Source organism: Amphritea sp. GJ51-11, from assembly GCF_055808735.1.
Genome location: NZ_CM147881.1, coordinates 426,864 through 443,862, shown reverse-complemented (window position 1 = coordinate 443,862; position 16,999 = coordinate 426,864). Strand labels below are relative to the sequence as shown.

The window sequence follows — 16,999 nt, the reverse complement described above, 5'->3', positions numbered from 1 at the left end:
TGTCACCGATACGAATTAGAAAAAACACACCGGTACGGTTATTCAATCACCGTAGGTAACTGCCACTCAATCAAACCTTTACCCTGCTCGGCAAGATAATCATTAGTTTGACTAAAATGCTGGCAGCCAAAGAAACCTCGATAAGCAGCCAAAGGCGAAGGGTGAGCCGTGGTCAATACGCAATGTCGCTGAGTATCAATCATAGCCCCTTTTTTCTGTGCATAACTACCCCAGAGTAGAAACACCACATGCTCACACTGCTCATTCACCGTGGCAATCACTCGGTCCGTGAAACGCTCCCAGCCTTTACCCTGATGGGATGCCGCTAGGGAATCCTCTACCGTAAGCACCGCATTTAACATCAACACCCCTTGCTGCGCCCAGCTTTCCAAATAGCCGTGATTAACCGGCGTAACACCCAGATCGCTCTGCAATTCTTTATAAATATTGACCAATGAAGGAGGTGTTTTGATACCCGGACGTACGGAAAAACAGAGGCCGTGGGCTTGATTAGGCTGATGGTAGGGGTCCTGCCCGATAATCACGACTTTCACCTGATTCAATGGCGTTGCTTCTAGCGCATGAAACCAATCACTCTCCGGTGGATAGATAACCTTCCCTGCCGCCTTTTGCTGCTGTAAAAAGGTTTTAAGTTGCTGCATATAGGGCTTTTCAAACTCAGCCTCTAGCCACGGCTGCCAACTAGGGGCACTGTCTAACGTCATCACCACATTACCACTCATTCAGTTATCCCTAATTATCACCGCTATCACGAATTTTCGCATGCGTATCACCCTGCCATATATCTCGCGTAAGTGTTTTGCCGTAGATCAGCGAGTAATAGCGTACTTTACCCGGCGCATGTGAAATGACCCCTGATATCAGAATCACCAGAATATAGAGCCAGGCTTCCGGGCGTTCAAACCAGTAAAAACCACCGATTAGTATCAATACTTTAAACACCACCAGTTGCCCACGCAGCTGATATAACCAGATCGAATCAATATACAGCTCTTTAGCCGCCATCAGTACACCGCTGCCGATCCCCAATAGCATAAAGGGCCACCAAGCTGACTGCGGCTGATGAAACAGGTATGCCCCGGCTAAACCGGCTATACCCACCAAGTGCAAGGAACGCAGCACAATACTGAGCCAACGCTTACCGGGCAGGTGTCGTTTATGTTGCGGTATTAACCAACTCATACTGGCTCCTCATTACGCGGTTTGAGAGTAGATATTTGCGGTATACAGCGATTCAAACGAGCCCTAGCACTGCGCTCGCGGAACTGCTCAAGAATCCTGTCCATCGCCGCTCCTGCGCATCCCTGCGCCCGCGGCAACTGCTCAAGAGTCCTATCCATCGCCGCTCCTGCGCATCCCTGCGCCCGCGGAACTGCCCAAGAGTCCTATCCATCGCCGCTCCTGCGCATCCCTGCGCCCGCGGCAACTGCTCAAGAGTCCTATCCATCGCCGCTCCTGCGCATCCCTGCGCCCGCGGCAACTGCTCAAGAGTCCTATCCATCGCCGCTCCTGCGCATCCCTGCGCCCGCGGCATACCGTACGTCCTGTACATAAAAAAGGCTGCCCTTGGGCAGCCTTGGTATGCGGGGTGTTTAGCCCCGAGGACGCATCGCAGGGAAGAGGATAACATCCCGAATGGAGGCTGAATCGGTGAATAGCATCACCAAACGGTCGATACCAATACCTTCACCAGCGGTGGGTGGCAAGCCGTATTCCAGTGCGTTGATATAGTCAGCATCGTAATGCATTGCTTCATCATCACCGGCATCTTTCTCGGCTACCTGAGCACTGAAACGCTCCGCTTGGTCTTCAGAATCATTCAACTCGGAGAAACCATTCGCCAGTTCACGACCACCGACAAAGAACTCAAAACGATCGGTCACAAACGGGTTACTATCACTGCGACGGGCCAACGGTGACACTTCGGTTGGATACTCTGTGATAAAGGTCGGTTGCTGCAGACGGTGTTCAACGGTTTTCTCGAAGATCTCAATCTGCACCTTACCTAGACCCCAGATATCTTTCACATCGATATCCAGACGCTCAGCGATTTGACGCGCAGCGTGATCATCAGCCAGCGCTTCAGCGGTAATATCATCGTTATAGTGCAGGATAGAATCAAACACGCTTAGACGGGTGAATGGTTTCTCTAGATCGTACTCAAAGGTTTCCAGTACTTCACCATCATCGTTACGGATGGTGTTAACGATAGTGGTCGTACCCAATACGTTCTGCGCCACGGTGCGCAACATATCTTCGGTCAGATCCATGAGGTCTTTGTAGTCCGCATAGGCCTGATAGAACTCAATCATGGTGAATTCTGGGTTATGGCGGGTCGACAGACCTTCGTTACGGAAGTTACGGTTGATTTCAAAGACTCGCTCAAAACCACCGACAACCAAACGCTTCAGATACAGCTCTGGTGCGATACGCAAATACATATCTCGATCCAAGGCATTGTGATGGGTAACAAAAGGACGTGCAGTTGCGCCACCCGGAATAACCTGCAACATCGGTGTTTCAGCTTCGATGAAGCGTTTTTCAGTCAGGTAGTTACGAATACCGGCCACAATTTTAGAGCGCGCCTCAAAAACCTTCCGCGATTGCTCATTCATAATCAGGTCAACATAACGCTGACGATAGCGGGTCTCGGTATCCTGCAGGCCCTTATGCTTGTCTGGCAGCGGATGCAGGTTTTTGGTCAGCAGTTGATACTCACCGAGGTCAACATACAGATCACCTTTACCGGATTTATGCAGCACACCGGTCACACCAATGATGTCGCCTAAATCCAGTGATTTAGCAAAAGGACGCGCTTCTTTATTAACATAAAACTGAATCCGGCCCGTCATGTCCTGAATAACACCGAAAGCGCCACGGTTCAGCATCACCCGACCAGCAATACTGACCGTGATCCCTTCTTCAGCAATCTCTTCCTTCGTTTTATCACCATGCTGATCTTGCAGATCTTGAGCATAACTATCACGACGGAAAGCATTAGGGAAAGCGTTACCCGCTTCACGCAGCGTGTTCAGTTTTTCACGACGCTCTGCTATCAGGCGGTTTTCATCTTGCTGCTGAGTGTTATCAGACATTTTATGTTGAACCTTCAATGGTTAAATCTTTAATTCAAGGGACCGCTCAGTCGCGATCTCTGCATATATGCACAGTGCTCTAAAAAATTAAGCGTGGTGAAAGCGAATCAGCAACCATAGACCAGTGTGAAGACCATAACGGCCACTCAGTCGCTTTACCGACGCTTACAGACCGGCCTTAAGACTCGCTTCGATAAATTGATCCAGATCGCCGTCCAGCACTTTATCGCAGTTACTGCTTTGAATGCCGGTACGCAGATCTTTAATGCGCTGGTCATCCAACACATAAGAACGGATCTGACTGCCCCAGCCAATATCCGCCTTATTATCTTCTTGCTCTTGCGCCGCTTCCGAGCGTTTAAGCATCTCCATCTCGTAGAGTTTTGCTCGCAGCTGCTTCATACAGGTGTCTTTGTTCTGGTGCTGTGAACGCTGACTCTGGCTCTGCACGACAATGCCGGAAGGACCGTGGGTAATACGTACCGCGGACTCGGTCCGGTTAACGTGCTGACCACCCGCGCCGGAAGCTCGGTAGACATCCACCCGCAAATCAGCAGGGTTGATATCGATATCAATATTGTCGTCAATTTCGGGGGACACAAACACCGACGAAAAGGAGGTGTGGCGACGGCCGCCGGAGTCAAAAGGCGATTTACGCACTAACCGGTGAACACCGGTCTCGGTCCGCAGCCAACCAAAGGCATAAGGCCCCTGAAAACTGATGGTCGCCGACTTAATACCCGCAACATCACCGGCTGAACATTCCACCAGCTCGGTTTTAAAACCTTTATCTTCACCCCAACGCAGGTACATCCGCAGCATCATTTCGGCCCAATCCTGCGCTTCTGTACCACCGGAACCGGCTTGAATATCGAGATAAGCGTTATTGCCATCGGCTTCACCGGAGAACATCCGACGAAACTCTAACTGATTCAGCATTGCTTCAAGGTTGGCGACTTCCGTGCGGACTTCCTCAACGGTATCCTCATCATCCTCTTCAACCGCCATATCCAGCAGATCACGGGCATCGGTAACTCCACTAGTCAGATCATCAATAGTTTTGACCACCCCTTCCAGCATCGCACGCTCTTTACCCAATGCCTGTGCACGTTCAGGCTCACTCCAGACAGCAGAATCTTCCAGCTCCCGATTTACCTCTTCTAGGCGTTCCTGCTTTTCTGGGTATTCCAAATAAGCGCGCAAAACCTCGGTACGTTCGGTAATATCTTTCAAGCTATTGGTGATCGGATTGATTTCCATCGTATTCGCTTAACTCTCTCTATCTGCACGGGGAGCTTATATCTGCCCCCGGGTTGTACGCCGGAGTGAAATGGCCGTTTAAAAAAGCAGCATATTTTACCCGATTAGCCGGCAGCTGTGTATCCAATGGACTTAAAAAAACTCGACTTTACCTCCCTTAATCAGCAAGAATTGGGGTTGCTATGGTTAACCAAGGGATAACGAGAAACAAAATGTATCGCTTACTCATACTGCTCGGCACCGTTTTAGCCCTCGCTCCCGCCCCTTTAATCGCCGCCGAGATCAGTGCGGCGATGCCGAGCGGTACGCAGCACACCGATAGTTTTATCGGCATCACCTGCGTCGCCATTTTTCTGATCAGTTATCTATTCGTTCTCGGTGAAGAGTTTTTCCACCTACGTAAATCCAAACCAGTCATCGTCGCCGCCGGTCTGATCTGGCTACTCGTCGGCCTGGCCTATACCCTTGAAGGGGATAACGAAACCGCCGCCATTGCCTTCCGCCACAACCTACTGGAATATGCCGAACTGTTTTTCTTTTTGTTGGCGGCCATGTCCTTTATCACCACCCTAGAAGAGCGCCAAGTGTTTGCCGCATTACGCGCTTGGTTGATCGCCTGCGAACTGAGCCTGTTACAGATTTACTGGGTGACCGGCGCCCTCGCCTTTTTCTTATCACCGATTGCCGATAACCTTTCGACCGCTCTGTTAATGGGTGCCGTCGTGATGGCCATCGGCCAACAGAGTGTAAAATTTGTCGCGGTAGGCTGTATTAATGTGGTGGTGGCAGCCAACGCTGGCGGAGCCTTCAGCCCCTTTGGCGATATCACAACGCTAATGGTCTGGCAGAAAGGCATCATCCCTTTTGCGGATTTCTTCCACCTCTTTATTCCGGCGCTGGTCAGCTGGCTAACCCCCGCCATCATCATGATGTTCGCCATCGAAAAGGCCCACCCAACGCCAGAAAAGCGGCAACAGAAACGGCAAATGAAAGCCGGGGCTTGGCCAATTCTAGTACTCTTTCTACTCACGATTCTGCTAGCTGTCACCAGTAACAGCCTGCTTAACCTGCCGTCGGTGCTGGGTATGATGACCGGTTTGGGCATTTTAAAGCTCTATGGTTATTATCTCAGTCGGCATGAAACCAATATTCGCGATACCGGCCATATTCATAACCACCATATCGACAACCTCTCCGATATCAGCCAGATGAAGGGGGATCACACCGACGTTATCCGCCGTTTTGATATTTTTCAGGTGGTCGAACGGTCGTCCTGGGATACCCTGATGTTTTTCTATGGCGTGGTGTTGTCGGTCGGCGGGCTTGCCGCGCTCGGTTATCTCGGGCTGCTGTCAGATCTGGTGTATGACCACCTAGGGCCAACCCTTGCCAATAGTTTAATCGGCGTAGTGTCATCATTGATCGATAATATCCCGGTGATGTTTGCAGTCTTGACCATGCAACCGGATATGTCCATCAACCAATGGCTACTCATCACCCTCACCACCGGTATCGGCGGTTCATTACTCTCCATCGGTTCAGCCGCAGGCATCGCCTTAATGGGCCAAGCACAGGGAGTGTACACCTTCTATAGCCACCTAAAATGGAGTTGGGCTATCGCCCTCGGCTATCTACTCAGTATTGCCGCCCACCTCTGGATCAACGGTTATTGAGCGAAGCCGTAAACAAGTGACAACTAATTATCGAAGGCGGCCAATACCGTTGGTACCCAACGGGCGATGCGATCAGCGGTCAGCTCATTTTGACAATCTTCATCCAAAGCTAAGCCAACAAAACAGTCCTGCCCTTCGGTCAGGGCTTTAGAAGCCTCGAATTGATAACCATCGATAGGGAAATAACCGCACATTACCGCACCACGACTGACTAACTTATCGTGCAAGGCGCCCATCGCATCAAGGAACCATTCACCGTAGCCAACTTGATCGCCCAAGCCAAACAACGCACATTTAACGCCATTGAGATCGAGTTCATCCAACTCCGCCCAAACATCCGACCAATCTTCCTGTAGCTCACCATAATCCCAGGTAGGGATACCTAAGATCAGATAACGATAATCAGCGATACCCTCGAGTCCATCAGCCGCTAATTCGTGTAGATCGACACGATCAAAACCAATACTCGCAGCGATCAGTTCGGCACAACTTTCGGTATTGCCCGTTGTTGATCCGTAAAAAAGACCAATTTCCTTACTCATTACTTCTCACTTAATTCATCAGAACTAAAAACTATTATTTTGGCGCAAATGCATCAAAGGCGTCGTTCGCCAGCTGTTCAACTGATTCGCGAGCATTTTTCAGCGCAGTAATATTACGGTCATTCGCTTGCTTTAAGGTTTCCTCAAGCTGCATTGCATACTCCTGTTGCGATTTAATCAAATCGTCAGTAGAGGCACAGTTTTGCATCTGCCGAGTTTGCGCAATCGTGGCATCAATACACGCCTTGGTGCATATCATCTGCTGGCGGGTCAATTCTTCCAGCATTTTAGTTTGAATATTGACCAACTCTTTAAAAGGGCCGATGGATTGGTTCACAGCTTTTGACATATCTTGAAACATAACAGTATCCTTGCTCGCCATTCTGCCAACTGATGAAAGATTGCCCATGGATTAGGCGCCATAAAAAGCCACCTATGGATTAATTTGCTCTGGCAGAGGGATAGTTTACGATGAATTACTGTCAGGCCACAAACAGGAGAACGTAAAATGCGCTTATTACACACTATGCTCAGAGTGACTGATCTACAGAAATCGATCGCTTTCTATACTGAGATGCTCGATATGAAACTGTTACGCAGCACAGATTTTCCTGACGGCAAGTTTACTCTCGCCTTCCTAGGCTATGGTGACGAGTCGAATTCCACCGTACTAGAGCTAACTCATAACTGGGACACCGACAGCTATGACATGGGTAATGCCTATGGCCATATCGCGGTCGAAGTGGATGATGTCTATGCCGCATGCGATAAAATCAAAGCGAAAGGCGGCGAAGTCGTTAGAGAAGCCGGTCCCATGAAGCATGGTTCAACGATTCTGGCTTTTGTACGCGATCCAGACGGCTATATGATCGAACTGCTCGGGGGCTAAACCTTCCGCTTAATCAGCACCGGCACGCTAGAACGGCACCTCGTTATCAGGTGCCGGATTGCAACAGCCGCATCAACGCGCGTTTTAATGCTCGTGGCACGGTTTTTACCCCTATTTCAACCTCCAGTACCACCTCCCATGATCAAAATCATGATTTTTCGCCGCTGATAATGTAGAATGCCGCCAACATTAGACCCTGCTAATGAATAATTTCACTGATCTGCGCCAACAGGGCCTGCCAAAAAGATCCGTTTTGTCCCTATCAACAACGGCAGACAGGCCTATAATAGGCGCCAAATTTTTACTTTTAACTATACGGGCGCAACTCGATGAGTAAGAAACTACTACTGGCCATGACCGGCCTGCTACTGACTCTCAACACAGCCTCTGCCTATGCCGCCAGCCTCGCGAAAGGCATGAAAGCCTTTGAAGCCAAAGACTACAGCACGGCGATGAGTGAGCTGAAGCCACTAATCAGCGACAACAACTTAGATGCGATGAATCTGGTCGGTCAGATGTATGAATTCGGTCTAGGCATTGATGTTAATGAAGCGGAAGCCGTAAAACTGTACGACCGCTGTAGCGCTCAAGGCCATCTAGACTGCGTAAACAGTCTGCGGGCGTATAAAGATAAAGGTTATAAAGTTGAACTAAAAACAGTTCAGCCTGCTGCTGACGGTGGTGATGCGACTGCCCAAAACCGTCTGGGCGAGATGTATGAATTTGGTTACGGTGTTAAGCGTGATGCTGCACAAGCGATTCAATGGTACCAACTGGCCGCCGATCAGGGGCTAGTCGCCGCACAATATAACCTCGGCCGGGCGTATAACTTTGGCACCGGTGTTCAGCAGGATTTCGCGCTAGCTGAAAAATGGTACCGCAATGCCGCCGAACAGGGCTATATGGACGCGATGTTCTTCCTCGGCGCACTCTACTCCAACGACCACGGTGGCGATGAAAATCAGCAAACCAACATTACCGCTTACGCCTGGCTACAAAACGCGCTGGAACTTGGCAACCAAACCGCTACCGCTATTCAGTCTCGCATCGTGATGAAACTATCTCCAAGCGAACTAGAACAAGCGAAATCGCTGGCCACAGAGTACAAAGAAAAGTTTGTAACACCGTTTAAATAATCCAATAGGATTAATCGATAAGCCGGGCCTTAGGTCCGGTTTTTTTATGTCGGCGACGGTAACATCAAGCGATATTTTGATGCTATAGTCAGCTCCATTAGCCTGACCCAGTAAGCGATTTCAATCACATGACCCGCGTATGTCAGGCCCAGACATAAACCTTAGCAAGAGACAGTAACAATCAACATGAGTATACCTTTCCCCGAAGTTGATGGTGAACTACGCCAGCCAAGTTTGATGCGCCGTTTTGCTGCGATGATCTATGATGGTTTTTTGATTGTCGCTATCTGGATGTGTGCCGGTTTTGCGGCGGTAGGATTGAATAACGGTGAAGCGGTGGGCGGCCCTCTATTCCAAACCGCGCTATTTCTGCTCACCTTCGCCTTTTACGCTTATTTTTGGGTACGCTTAGGGCAAACACTGGGGATGCAAGCATGGAAACTCAGAGTACAGACTCTCGATGGCTGTCATATCAGCCTACGCCAAGCCCTTATCCGCTTTATGACCGCGATTGTCTCGCTCGCCTGCTTCGGCCTAGGCTTCTTCTGGATGCTATTCTCCGCCAACAAAGCCACTTGGCACGATAGTTTTTCCGATAGCCAGATCGTTCTGTTACCGAAATAAACACGGCTTGGGGCAGGATTATCAGCCCCAAGCTACGCCAGACTTACAGCGTCGCTGGCTTTTTCTTTTTTGAATAAGTGACGCTATGGGTGATCGTCGAACTTTTTGTGACCGTCAAGTTACCAGCAACGGTGCTCTTCGCTCACCCCGCCCGCTTAATCAACCAACCACCCAGTGATATGCAAACCACTATCGGCACCAAGGCCGCCCATACTGGATCAATGCTGTACAGACTGCTCACCGGGGCAAGAATATCCTGACTGATCTTAAATACCATGCCGACGACCACACCGGTGATAATGCGTTGTCCGGTGGACACACTGCGCAGTGAACCAAAAATAAACGACACCGCCACCAGCACCAGACCGATAATTGCCAGCGGCTGAAACACCTTGCGCCAGAAGCTCTGCATATAACGGTCATTATCCAGTTCCTGCTCCGCCAGATATTGGCTATAGCGATACAGCTCACTGGTAGACATCTCTTTGGGTTTAACCATCAGAACCTTCAAACGCTGCGGCGTCAGCTCGATAGACCACGGCAGGGTGTCATAAAAACTCGTCTTGGTCTGATCATCCAAGAAGCGGGTTTCCACCACGCTATTCAATAACCAAACACCATTCTCATAATGACCTGACTGAGCATAACTACTGAAAGTAAGATGACTATCCTCCGCCAGCGAGAAGCGAGTGACTCCCTGAATATCGCCATCTGGAGTGACCACATTGATATGGATATATTCGCCACCTTCCCGGTGCCAGACACCGGTACGGGCGGAAATCGTGCCACGATTAAGATGCTGAGCACGAATACTCTCAGACAATGCGCCAGTATAGGGGGCGATGTACTCGCCCATCACCAATGCCAACAACGAGAGTAAAATAATCGGCTTTAATACCATCCTCACCAACCGCCAGATGGAGATCCCGGCAGCCCGCATAATGGTTAATTCACTGCCACTGGCCAACCCACCCAGCCCCAGTAAACAACCCACCAAACAACCTAAGGGCAGATACTCATAGAAAGCAGCAGGCATGTTTAAGGCGGAATAACCCAACATAATCAGCAGAGTATAACCCTCGTTGAGTTCGGACATCTCGTCAATCACCTTGAATAAGAAATCCAGACCGACGACGATCAACATCACCACCAGTATGCTAATTAGCACCTGCTGGCCGATATAGCGATCTAGCTTAAGCAGCATGATCAGCCTCCCGTCGTTGCCAGAGTTTTTTCCACGAGCCATCGAGGTATAACAACAACATCGCCAAACCAAAATACAACAAATGTACCAACCAAAGCAGCATCACCGCGCCGCCATCCTTTTCAATATATTTACGCACGTTGGTTAACAACATCAGATAGGTCATATACAACAAAATCGACGGAATCAGTTTGGCATAGCGCCCCTGACGCGGGTTCGTCTTACTCAGAGGCACTGCTAGCAAAGCGACAATCAAGGTCAGCATCGGCAGCGATAAACGCCAATGTAGTTGCGCCCGTTCAGCCGCCGAGCCATTAATTAAATCACCGGAGGGCAGCGAATAAAGCTTATTAACCTCCTGTATCGGCTGTTGATCCGGCAAACGAATCCCGTACTCTTCAAAGGCGATCTGCCGATAATCGGCTTCACCGGGGTTACCCTCATAGCGATAGCCATTATCCAACACCAGATAACGAATACCGGTTTCCGGATTGGTATAGCTGCGGCCTTTCTCTGCCACCACCATCACCGCTTGCTCGCGATCGCCAATGATCACTTTTTCCGAGATAAACACGCCATTCATCGAGCCACTGGTTTTATCAATCTTCTCGATATAGGTAACTCGGTTGCCACGGGACATCGCCTGAAAGCGACCTTCACTAATGACATCAAACTCAGCGATATTACGCTGTTTTTGCAACATTAGTTCGGTCTGATTCGCCCCCAAAGGCGATAGGTACAGGCTCATAAATGCCACCAGCAACCCGGTCAGTACAGCAGGCCCCAAGGTATACATGGTCAGGCGGCGCTGACTCATACCGGTTGCCTGCAGCACCACCATCTCACTTTCGAGATATAAGCGGCCATAAGACAGCAAAATGCCCAGAAACAAGCCCAGCGGCAAAATCAGCTCAAGAAACCCTGGCAGACGAAACAAAAGGTAGTAAAATACCGCTTCCATCGGAATTTCTCCGGCTGCAGCGATACTTAAGTAACTGATAAAACGACCACTCATTATGATCAGCAGCAGTACTAATGTAACTGCGGCCATACTGATCAATACCTCTTTGGCCAGGTAGCGAAAGATAATCAAACTGCCATATCCTGTATTATTGCCGGTAAAGAATTCTCACTGATACCGAAAACGGGGTTTTGTTTCTGCGGCATTAGGATAAAATCCGGGTATCAATTTAAAGCCGGTTCAACATCAACACCTGAACCGGTACGTCATTATCTTATAAACCAGGCACGATGTCTTGTGTGGAGAAAGCATGGAATTTGAAATAGTTACCGGGTCAGTAGAGTCCCTTGAAACTGACTGTTTAATCGTCGGCGTTGCCCCTGATGGCGAACTGGCACCCTCTGCAGATCTAATCAATAAAGCATCTGCCGGTTATCTGAAAGATGTGGTTGCTGATCACCAAGGTAAATGCGGTGAAGCCTTACTGCTGCATAAAGTACCAGGCATCAGTGCTAAGCGTGTATTGTTAGTCGGTCTGGGCAAGGCCGATGAGCGTAGCGACCGCAACCAGCTTAAAATTATTCAAAGTATCATGGGGCAGGTGAAAGCAATTCGCTGCAAATCCATTGTGATTGCACTGGACGGCCTCGAAAGCGCGGATCAAGATCTTTATCGTCAACTGCGCCACAACACCGAATGGGCCAGCGCTGAGCTGTATCAATATGATGCCACCAAGAGCAAGAAAGCCGATGCCCTCAGCCTCGAAAGCATCGCTTTCCTGCTGAGCCACGACAATGCCGAGCTCGGTGAATTTTCCATTAGCGATGGTTCTGCGATTGCTAACGGTATCGACACGGCTCGCGAACTAGGCAACCTGCCCGGCAATATCTGCACCCCAACCTATTTGGCAGAAAAAGCCCTGACGTTGGCGCAAGAGTGCGACGATCTCACCACCACCATTCTCGATGAAGCCGAAATGGAACAACTGGGAATGCATTCCCTGCTATCCGTGGGTAAAGGCAGCTCAGAAGCCTCTAAACTCATCGTGATGGAGTACAAAGGCGGCGAACCAGATCAACATCCCCACGTGCTTGTAGGTAAAGGGATCACCTTCGACACCGGCGGCATCAGCCTGAAACCGGGTGCCAAGATGGATGAGATGAAGTTTGATATGTGTGGTGCTGCTAGTGTGATGGGCGCGATGGAAGCACTGACTCAACTCGGACTCGACCTAAACGTGGTTGGTATTATCGCCTCAGCGGAAAACATGCCGGCTGGCAACGCCTCTAAACCGGGCGATATCGTCACGACTATGTCTGGCCAAACAGTTGAAATCCTTAATACCGACGCCGAAGGCCGTTTGGTACTCTGTGATGCCCTGACTTACGCCGAACGTTTCGAACCTGAAACCGTCGTTGATGTCGCTACCCTGACCGGTGCTTGCATCGTCGCACTGGGTAACCATGCAACCGGCCTGCTCTCCAATGATGACCTGCTAGCGGATGACCTATTGGCCGCCGGCGAATTCGCCGCGGATAAAGCATGGCGTCTACCGTTGTGGGATGAGTATCAGGAACAACTGGACAGCAACTTTGCCGATATGGCCAATATCGGTGGCCCAGCTGCGGGTACCGTGACTGCCGCTTGCTTCCTGTCCCGTTACACTAAGAAGTATCGTTGGGCGCATTTGGATATCGCCGGCGTGGCGTGGAACAGCAATGGTAAAGCGAAAGGCGCTACCGGCCGCTGCGTCCCCCTGTTGTGTCAACATTTGATCGCCCAAGTTGACGATCTGACGGAAGAGTAAGTCAGTCAACCGGTTAGTCTGGTCATGATCTACAAGGTGCTGCACCCTACAGGTGCTGCACCTTCAGCATTCACCATTGCGCCAGCCGGTTAAACTTTTTGCTGTAAAGAGTGAGCACCTATGAGTCAGGCTGATTTCTATGTTCTGCCGAATGCTGAACCGGAAAGCCGCACCGCATTTCTCTGTCGGTTAGCGGACAAGGTTTTGGGCCGAGGACTCAACGTATTTATTCATGTCTCCGATGAACACGAGGCCCAACGTCTCGACCAACTGCTCTGGGACTACCGCGCCGATGCGTTTATTCCCCACGGCATTCTCAATCAAAAGCCCGCCGCCCCGGTACAGATCGGTTGGGGAGATCAACTGCCGACCCATCGCGATGTGTACATCAACCTAGGCTTAGAAGCCGCGGAAGAAACCCTCAAATTTGAACGTATTCTCGAAATTGTGATTCAGCAACCCGATATCCTCAGCGCCACTCGTAAAAATTTCGCGTTATACAAACAAAACGGTATCAGCCCCAAGATGCATGATATGCGACCTAAGGGCTAACTAAACCAGAGCGCTAATTAAACAAAGCGCTAGCTTAACCACAAAACCAATCATCTGAGAGCTGTGTCCCGCAACGATAGCGTTACCCAGAGAAAGAAACAGCCGCTCACCTTTCTGTACCCATTCAAACCTTTCCGCCAATATATAAGGCTTTACGAACAACCAACAAGTCATGGGAAGCATTATCTTTGGGCCGCGAGCAACGGTTTTTACCCCTCGCTTAACCGCCTTGCGAGCGCTATAATATCCGACTATTTTTTGCACTAATTCTAGCTTTGAGAGCACGGTCTATTAATGGATACCACCTACCAGCCGCACGAGATCGAGAAATCCTGGTACAAAACCTGGGAAGAAAAAGGTTACTTCACCCCTTCCGGTGAAGGCGAGGCCTACAGCATTATGATCCCGCCGCCGAATGTCACCGGCAGCCTGCATATGGGTCATGCTTTCCAGCACACCATCATGGATGCGCTGGTTCGCTATCAGCGCATGAAGGGTAAAAACACCCTTTGGCAGGTTGGTACCGACCATGCCGGTATCGCCACCCAGATGGTGGTCGAACGTAAACTGGCGGCTGAAGAGCAGAAAACCCGTCACGATCTTGGCCGTGATGCCTTTATCGAGAAGATCTGGGAATGGAAAGCCGAATCCGGCGGCATGATCACCAACCAGATGCGCCGTTTAGGTGATTCAGTTGACTGGCCAAGCGAACGCTTCACCATGGATTCTGGTTTTTATACCGCCGTGCAAGAAGTGTTTATCCGTCTCTATGACGAAGGCCTGATCTACCGTGGTAAACGTCTGGTTAACTGGGATCCAAAACTACACACCGCGATTTCCGATCTCGAAGTGGAAAACCGCGATGTAAAAGGCAAGATGTGGTATCTGCGCTACCCACTGGCTGACGGTGTTAAAACCGCCGCTGGCGAAGACTATCTGGTAGTGGGTACAACCCGTCCAGAAACCCTGCTCGGCGATACCGGTGTTGCGGTTAACCCCGATGATGAACGCTATCAAGACCTGATCGGCAAAGAGATTATTCTGCCATTGGTTGGCCGTCGTATCCCCATCGTCGGCGATGAACACGCCGATATGGAAAAAGGCACCGGTTGTGTAAAAATCACCCCTGCCCACGACTTTAACGACAATGAAGTCGGCAAGCGTTGCCAGCTCCCCATGATCAATATTCTCACCCTCAACGGTGATATCCGTGAGGCAGCAGAAACCTTTAATACCGATGGCAGTGAAAACCACGACATAGACACCACTCTGCCGGAAAAATACCGTGGCATGGAACGCTTTGCTGCCCGCAAAGCGATCGTTGCCGATATGGAAGCCGCTGGGCTGCTGGTTAAAATCGAAGAAAACGATATGACCATCCCTTACGGTGACCGCGGTGGCGTAGTCATCGAGCCTATGCTAACCGATCAGTGGTTTGCCGATGCGAAAACCCTTTCTGGCCCAGCCATCAAAGCCGTTGAAGATGGCGATATCAAGTTCGTTCCTAAACAGTACGAAAACATGTTCTTCGCCTGGATGCGGGATATCCAAGATTGGTGTATCTCCCGTCAACTGTGGTGGGGCCACCGTATCCCGGCATTCTACGATAACGAAGGCAATGTCTACGTGGCGAAGGATGCTGCGGCGGCCCGTGAAAAATATGGTCTAGACTTGGAAACCGAACTGCGTCAAGACGATGATGTGCTCGATACTTGGTTCAGCTCCGGTCTATGGACCTTTGGCACCTTAGGTTGGCCTGAAAACACCGAACGTCTGCAAACTTTCCATCCGACCGATGTACTGGTTACCGGCTTCGATATCATCTTCTTCTGGGTTGCCCGGATGATGATGATGACCATGCACCTCATCAAAGATGAGAACGACAAACCGCAAGTCCCCTTTAAAACCGTTTATGTCACCGGTCTAATCCGCGATGAAAACGGCGACAAGATGTCTAAATCCAAGGGCAACGTGCTTGACCCACTGGATATGATCGACGGCATCAGCCTACCAGACCTGCTGGAAAAACGTACCGGCAACATGATGCAGCCGCAACTGGCTGAGAAAATTGGTAAACGTACCGAAAAGCAGTTCCCCGAAGGGATCTCCGCCCACGGTACCGATGCGATGCGCTTCACCCTCGCCGCCTTGGCCTCTACCGGCCGGGATATCAACTGGGATGTGAAACGACTGGAAGGTTACCGTAACTTCTGTAACAAAATCTGGAACGCCGCCCGTTATGTGCAGATGAACACCGACGGTGAAGACTGTGGTCAGAACGGTGGCGACGTTGAGTTGTCATTGGCCGACCGCTGGATCGCCAGCGAACTGCAGAAAGTCGAAGCCGAAGTCACCAAACATCTGGATGAATACCGTTTTGATCTGGCCTCTCAGACGCTGTACGACTTCATCTGGAACGAATACTGTGGTTGGTATCTAGAACTTTCCAAACCGGTACTGTGGGATGACAACGCCTCGGCTGAAGCCAAGCGCGGCACTCGCCGCACACTGGTACGCGCACTGGAAGTGATCCTCCGATTAACTCACCCGATCATGCCGTACATCACCGAAGAGATCTGGCAATCAATTAAAGAGATTGCCGGTGTTGAAGGTGAAACCATCATGCTGCAACCTTTCCCGATTGCCAATGAAGCGCAGCATGATGCTGCCGCAGAAGCCGATATCAACTGGCTGAAAGGGGTCATCACTGGGGTGCGTAATATCCGTGGTGAGATGGGTATCTCCCCCGCTAAAGAGCTGGACATCCTGATCCAAAAAGGCACCGCCGACGATAAAACCCGTCTCGATGCCAACCGTTCTTTCCTTGCGAAACTGGCCTCTCTCAGCTCGATCACTTGGCTGGAAGCGGGTGAAGAAGCACCGATGTCTGCCGTTCAACTGGTCGGCGATATGCAGGTGCTTGTACCGATGGCTGGCCTGATCGACAAAGACGCCGAACTGGCCCGTCTGAAGAAAGAAATGGATAAGCTACAGAAAGAAGCCGGTCGTCTGGAAGGCAAGCTAAACAACGATAAATTTGTTGCGAATGCACCGGAAGCCGTTGTGGCTAAAGAGCGGGAGAAGCTAGCGGAATACAAAGCCTCTCTTGGTCAATTGAGCGAGCAGTACAGCAAGATCGAGGTGCTGTAAGCGCCAAAGGGCCGTCGTTCGAACGTCGCTTCGCGACTTGCTCGTCGTTCGTAGTCCGAAAAAGAAAAAAGCCCAGCAGAGATGC

General features: G+C 50.4%; 16 protein-coding genes. 7 read left to right on the top strand and 9 right to left on the bottom strand.

From position 1 onward, the window contains the following. Positions 1-38: 38 nt before the first annotated feature. From ung to prfB, 5 genes are all read right to left on the bottom strand, one after another. Positions 39-725 carry a uracil-DNA glycosylase gene (ung, locus tag AC0L4K_RS01850; protein WP_473269192.1) on the bottom strand — a complete coding sequence of 229 codons (687 nt, stop codon included), beginning with the start codon at positions 723-725 and terminating at the stop codon, positions 39-41. 28 nt (positions 726-753) lie between these two features. Then, a complete protein-coding gene (locus tag AC0L4K_RS01845; protein WP_417225065.1) occupies positions 754-1,203 on the bottom strand; it encodes a hypothetical protein in 450 nt (149 codons plus the stop codon). Continuing rightward, on the bottom strand, positions 1,200-1,361 hold the full coding sequence (locus AC0L4K_RS01840; protein WP_417225066.1) for a hypothetical protein: 162 nt from the start codon (positions 1,359-1,361) through the stop codon (positions 1,200-1,202). Before AC0L4K_RS01840 ends, AC0L4K_RS01845 begins: the two co-directional genes overlap by 4 nt. 252 nt (positions 1,362-1,613) lie before the next feature. Further along, positions 1,614-3,116 carry a lysine--tRNA ligase gene (gene lysS, locus AC0L4K_RS01835; protein WP_417225068.1) on the bottom strand — a complete coding sequence of 501 codons (1,503 nt, stop codon included), beginning with the start codon at positions 3,114-3,116 and terminating at the stop codon, positions 1,614-1,616. 165 nt (positions 3,117-3,281) lie between these two features. After that, positions 3,282-4,376, bottom strand: coding sequence for a peptide chain release factor 2 (gene prfB, locus AC0L4K_RS01830; RefSeq protein WP_417225070.1), 1,095 nt, complete (start codon positions 4,374-4,376; stop codon positions 3,282-3,284). 212 nt (positions 4,377-4,588) lie between these two features. Between prfB and nhaD the strand changes: the two genes are divergently transcribed. After that, a complete protein-coding gene (gene nhaD, locus AC0L4K_RS01825) occupies positions 4,589-6,049 on the top strand; it encodes a sodium:proton antiporter NhaD (protein WP_473268019.1) in 1,461 nt (486 codons plus the stop codon). Between the two features lie 23 nt (positions 6,050-6,072). Here nhaD and fldB read toward each other — a convergent pair whose 3' ends face one another. Together fldB and AC0L4K_RS01815 are read right to left on the bottom strand one after the other, a co-directional pair. Continuing rightward, positions 6,073-6,591, bottom strand: coding sequence for a flavodoxin FldB (fldB, locus tag AC0L4K_RS01820; protein ID WP_417225074.1), 519 nt, complete (start codon positions 6,589-6,591; stop codon positions 6,073-6,075). Between the two features lie 34 nt (positions 6,592-6,625). Next, the gene (locus tag AC0L4K_RS01815; protein ID WP_417225076.1) at positions 6,626-6,952 is read right to left on the bottom strand and encodes a phasin family protein; all 327 of its coding nucleotides are present in this window, start codon (positions 6,950-6,952) and stop codon (positions 6,626-6,628) included. A gap of 147 nt (positions 6,953-7,099) precedes the next feature. On the opposite strand from AC0L4K_RS01815, the gene gloA reads away from it, so the two are divergent. The 3 genes from gloA (at position 7,100) to AC0L4K_RS01800 (ending at position 9,240) form a co-directional block, all read left to right on the top strand. After that, positions 7,100-7,480, top strand: a complete 381-nt coding sequence (gene gloA / locus AC0L4K_RS01810) for a lactoylglutathione lyase (RefSeq protein WP_473268018.1) — start codon at positions 7,100-7,102, stop codon at positions 7,478-7,480. A 329-nt stretch (positions 7,481-7,809) separates the two neighbouring features. After that, positions 7,810-8,616, top strand: a complete 807-nt coding sequence (locus AC0L4K_RS01805; protein WP_417225080.1) for a tetratricopeptide repeat protein — start codon at positions 7,810-7,812, stop codon at positions 8,614-8,616. 186 nt (positions 8,617-8,802) lie between these two features. Continuing rightward, on the top strand, positions 8,803-9,240 hold the full coding sequence (locus tag AC0L4K_RS01800; protein WP_417225082.1) for an RDD family protein: 438 nt from the start codon (positions 8,803-8,805) through the stop codon (positions 9,238-9,240). Between the two features lie 142 nt (positions 9,241-9,382). On the opposite strand, the gene lptG is transcribed toward AC0L4K_RS01800, so the two are convergent. Together lptG and lptF are read right to left on the bottom strand one after the other, a co-directional pair. Then, positions 9,383-10,444 (bottom strand): LPS export ABC transporter permease LptG, encoded by a 1,062-nt coding sequence (lptG, locus tag AC0L4K_RS01795; RefSeq protein ID WP_417225084.1) that lies wholly within the window; start codon positions 10,442-10,444, stop codon positions 9,383-9,385. Further along, positions 10,434-11,537, bottom strand: coding sequence for an LPS export ABC transporter permease LptF (gene lptF, locus AC0L4K_RS01790; RefSeq protein WP_417225085.1), 1,104 nt, complete (start codon positions 11,535-11,537; stop codon positions 10,434-10,436). The genes lptG and lptF overlap by 11 nt, the downstream gene beginning before the upstream one ends. 178 nt (positions 11,538-11,715) lie before the next feature. Here lptF and AC0L4K_RS01785 point away from each other — a divergent pair, with 178 nt between their 5' ends. The 3 genes from AC0L4K_RS01785 to AC0L4K_RS01775 all read left to right on the top strand — a co-directional run bounded on the left by AC0L4K_RS01785 (position 11,716) and on the right by AC0L4K_RS01775 (position 16,914). After that, a complete protein-coding gene (locus AC0L4K_RS01785; RefSeq protein WP_473268017.1) occupies positions 11,716-13,212 on the top strand; it encodes a leucyl aminopeptidase in 1,497 nt (498 codons plus the stop codon). 120 nt (positions 13,213-13,332) lie between these two features. After that, positions 13,333-13,764: a DNA polymerase III subunit chi gene (locus AC0L4K_RS01780; protein WP_417225089.1), complete on the top strand. Its 432-nt coding sequence runs from the start codon at positions 13,333-13,335 to the stop codon at positions 13,762-13,764. A 294-nt stretch (positions 13,765-14,058) separates the two neighbouring features. Continuing rightward, the gene (locus AC0L4K_RS01775; RefSeq protein WP_473268016.1) at positions 14,059-16,914 is read left to right on the top strand and encodes a valine--tRNA ligase; all 2,856 of its coding nucleotides are present in this window, start codon (positions 14,059-14,061) and stop codon (positions 16,912-16,914) included. Positions 16,915-16,999 lie beyond the last annotated feature (85 nt).

Excerpts from the sequence above, each read along its gene's own strand:
- prfB (WP_417225070.1), bottom strand. The coding sequence starts at position 4,376 with ATGGAAATCAATCCGATCACCAATAGCTTGAAAGATATTACCGAACGT.
- lysS (WP_417225068.1), bottom strand. The coding sequence starts at position 3,116 with ATGTCTGATAACACTCAGCAGCAAGATGAAAACCGCCTGATAGCAGAG.
- AC0L4K_RS01785 (WP_473268017.1), top strand. The coding sequence starts at position 11,716 with ATGGAATTTGAAATAGTTACCGGGTCAGTAGAGTCCCTTGAAACTGAC.
- AC0L4K_RS01840 (WP_417225066.1), bottom strand. The coding sequence starts at position 1,361 with ATGGATAGGACTCTTGAGCAGTTGCCGCGGGCGCAGGGATGCGCAGGA.
- fldB (WP_417225074.1), bottom strand. The coding sequence starts at position 6,591 with ATGAGTAAGGAAATTGGTCTTTTTTACGGATCAACAACGGGCAATACC.
- AC0L4K_RS01780 (WP_417225089.1), top strand. The coding sequence starts at position 13,333 with ATGAGTCAGGCTGATTTCTATGTTCTGCCGAATGCTGAACCGGAAAGC.
- AC0L4K_RS01805 (WP_417225080.1), top strand. The coding sequence starts at position 7,810 with ATGAGTAAGAAACTACTACTGGCCATGACCGGCCTGCTACTGACTCTC.
- AC0L4K_RS01815 (WP_417225076.1), bottom strand. The coding sequence starts at position 6,952 with ATGTTTCAAGATATGTCAAAAGCTGTGAACCAATCCATCGGCCCTTTT.
- nhaD (WP_473268019.1), top strand. The coding sequence starts at position 4,589 with ATGTATCGCTTACTCATACTGCTCGGCACCGTTTTAGCCCTCGCTCCC.
- AC0L4K_RS01800 (WP_417225082.1), top strand. The coding sequence starts at position 8,803 with ATGAGTATACCTTTCCCCGAAGTTGATGGTGAACTACGCCAGCCAAGT.
- gloA (WP_473268018.1), top strand. The coding sequence starts at position 7,100 with ATGCGCTTATTACACACTATGCTCAGAGTGACTGATCTACAGAAATCG.
- AC0L4K_RS01845 (WP_417225065.1), bottom strand. The coding sequence starts at position 1,203 with ATGAGTTGGTTAATACCGCAACATAAACGACACCTGCCCGGTAAGCGT.
- AC0L4K_RS01775 (WP_473268016.1), top strand. The coding sequence starts at position 14,059 with ATGGATACCACCTACCAGCCGCACGAGATCGAGAAATCCTGGTACAAA.
- ung (WP_473269192.1), bottom strand. The coding sequence starts at position 725 with ATGACGTTAGACAGTGCCCCTAGTTGGCAGCCGTGGCTAGAGGCTGAG.
- lptG (WP_417225084.1), bottom strand. The coding sequence starts at position 10,444 with ATGCTGCTTAAGCTAGATCGCTATATCGGCCAGCAGGTGCTAATTAGC.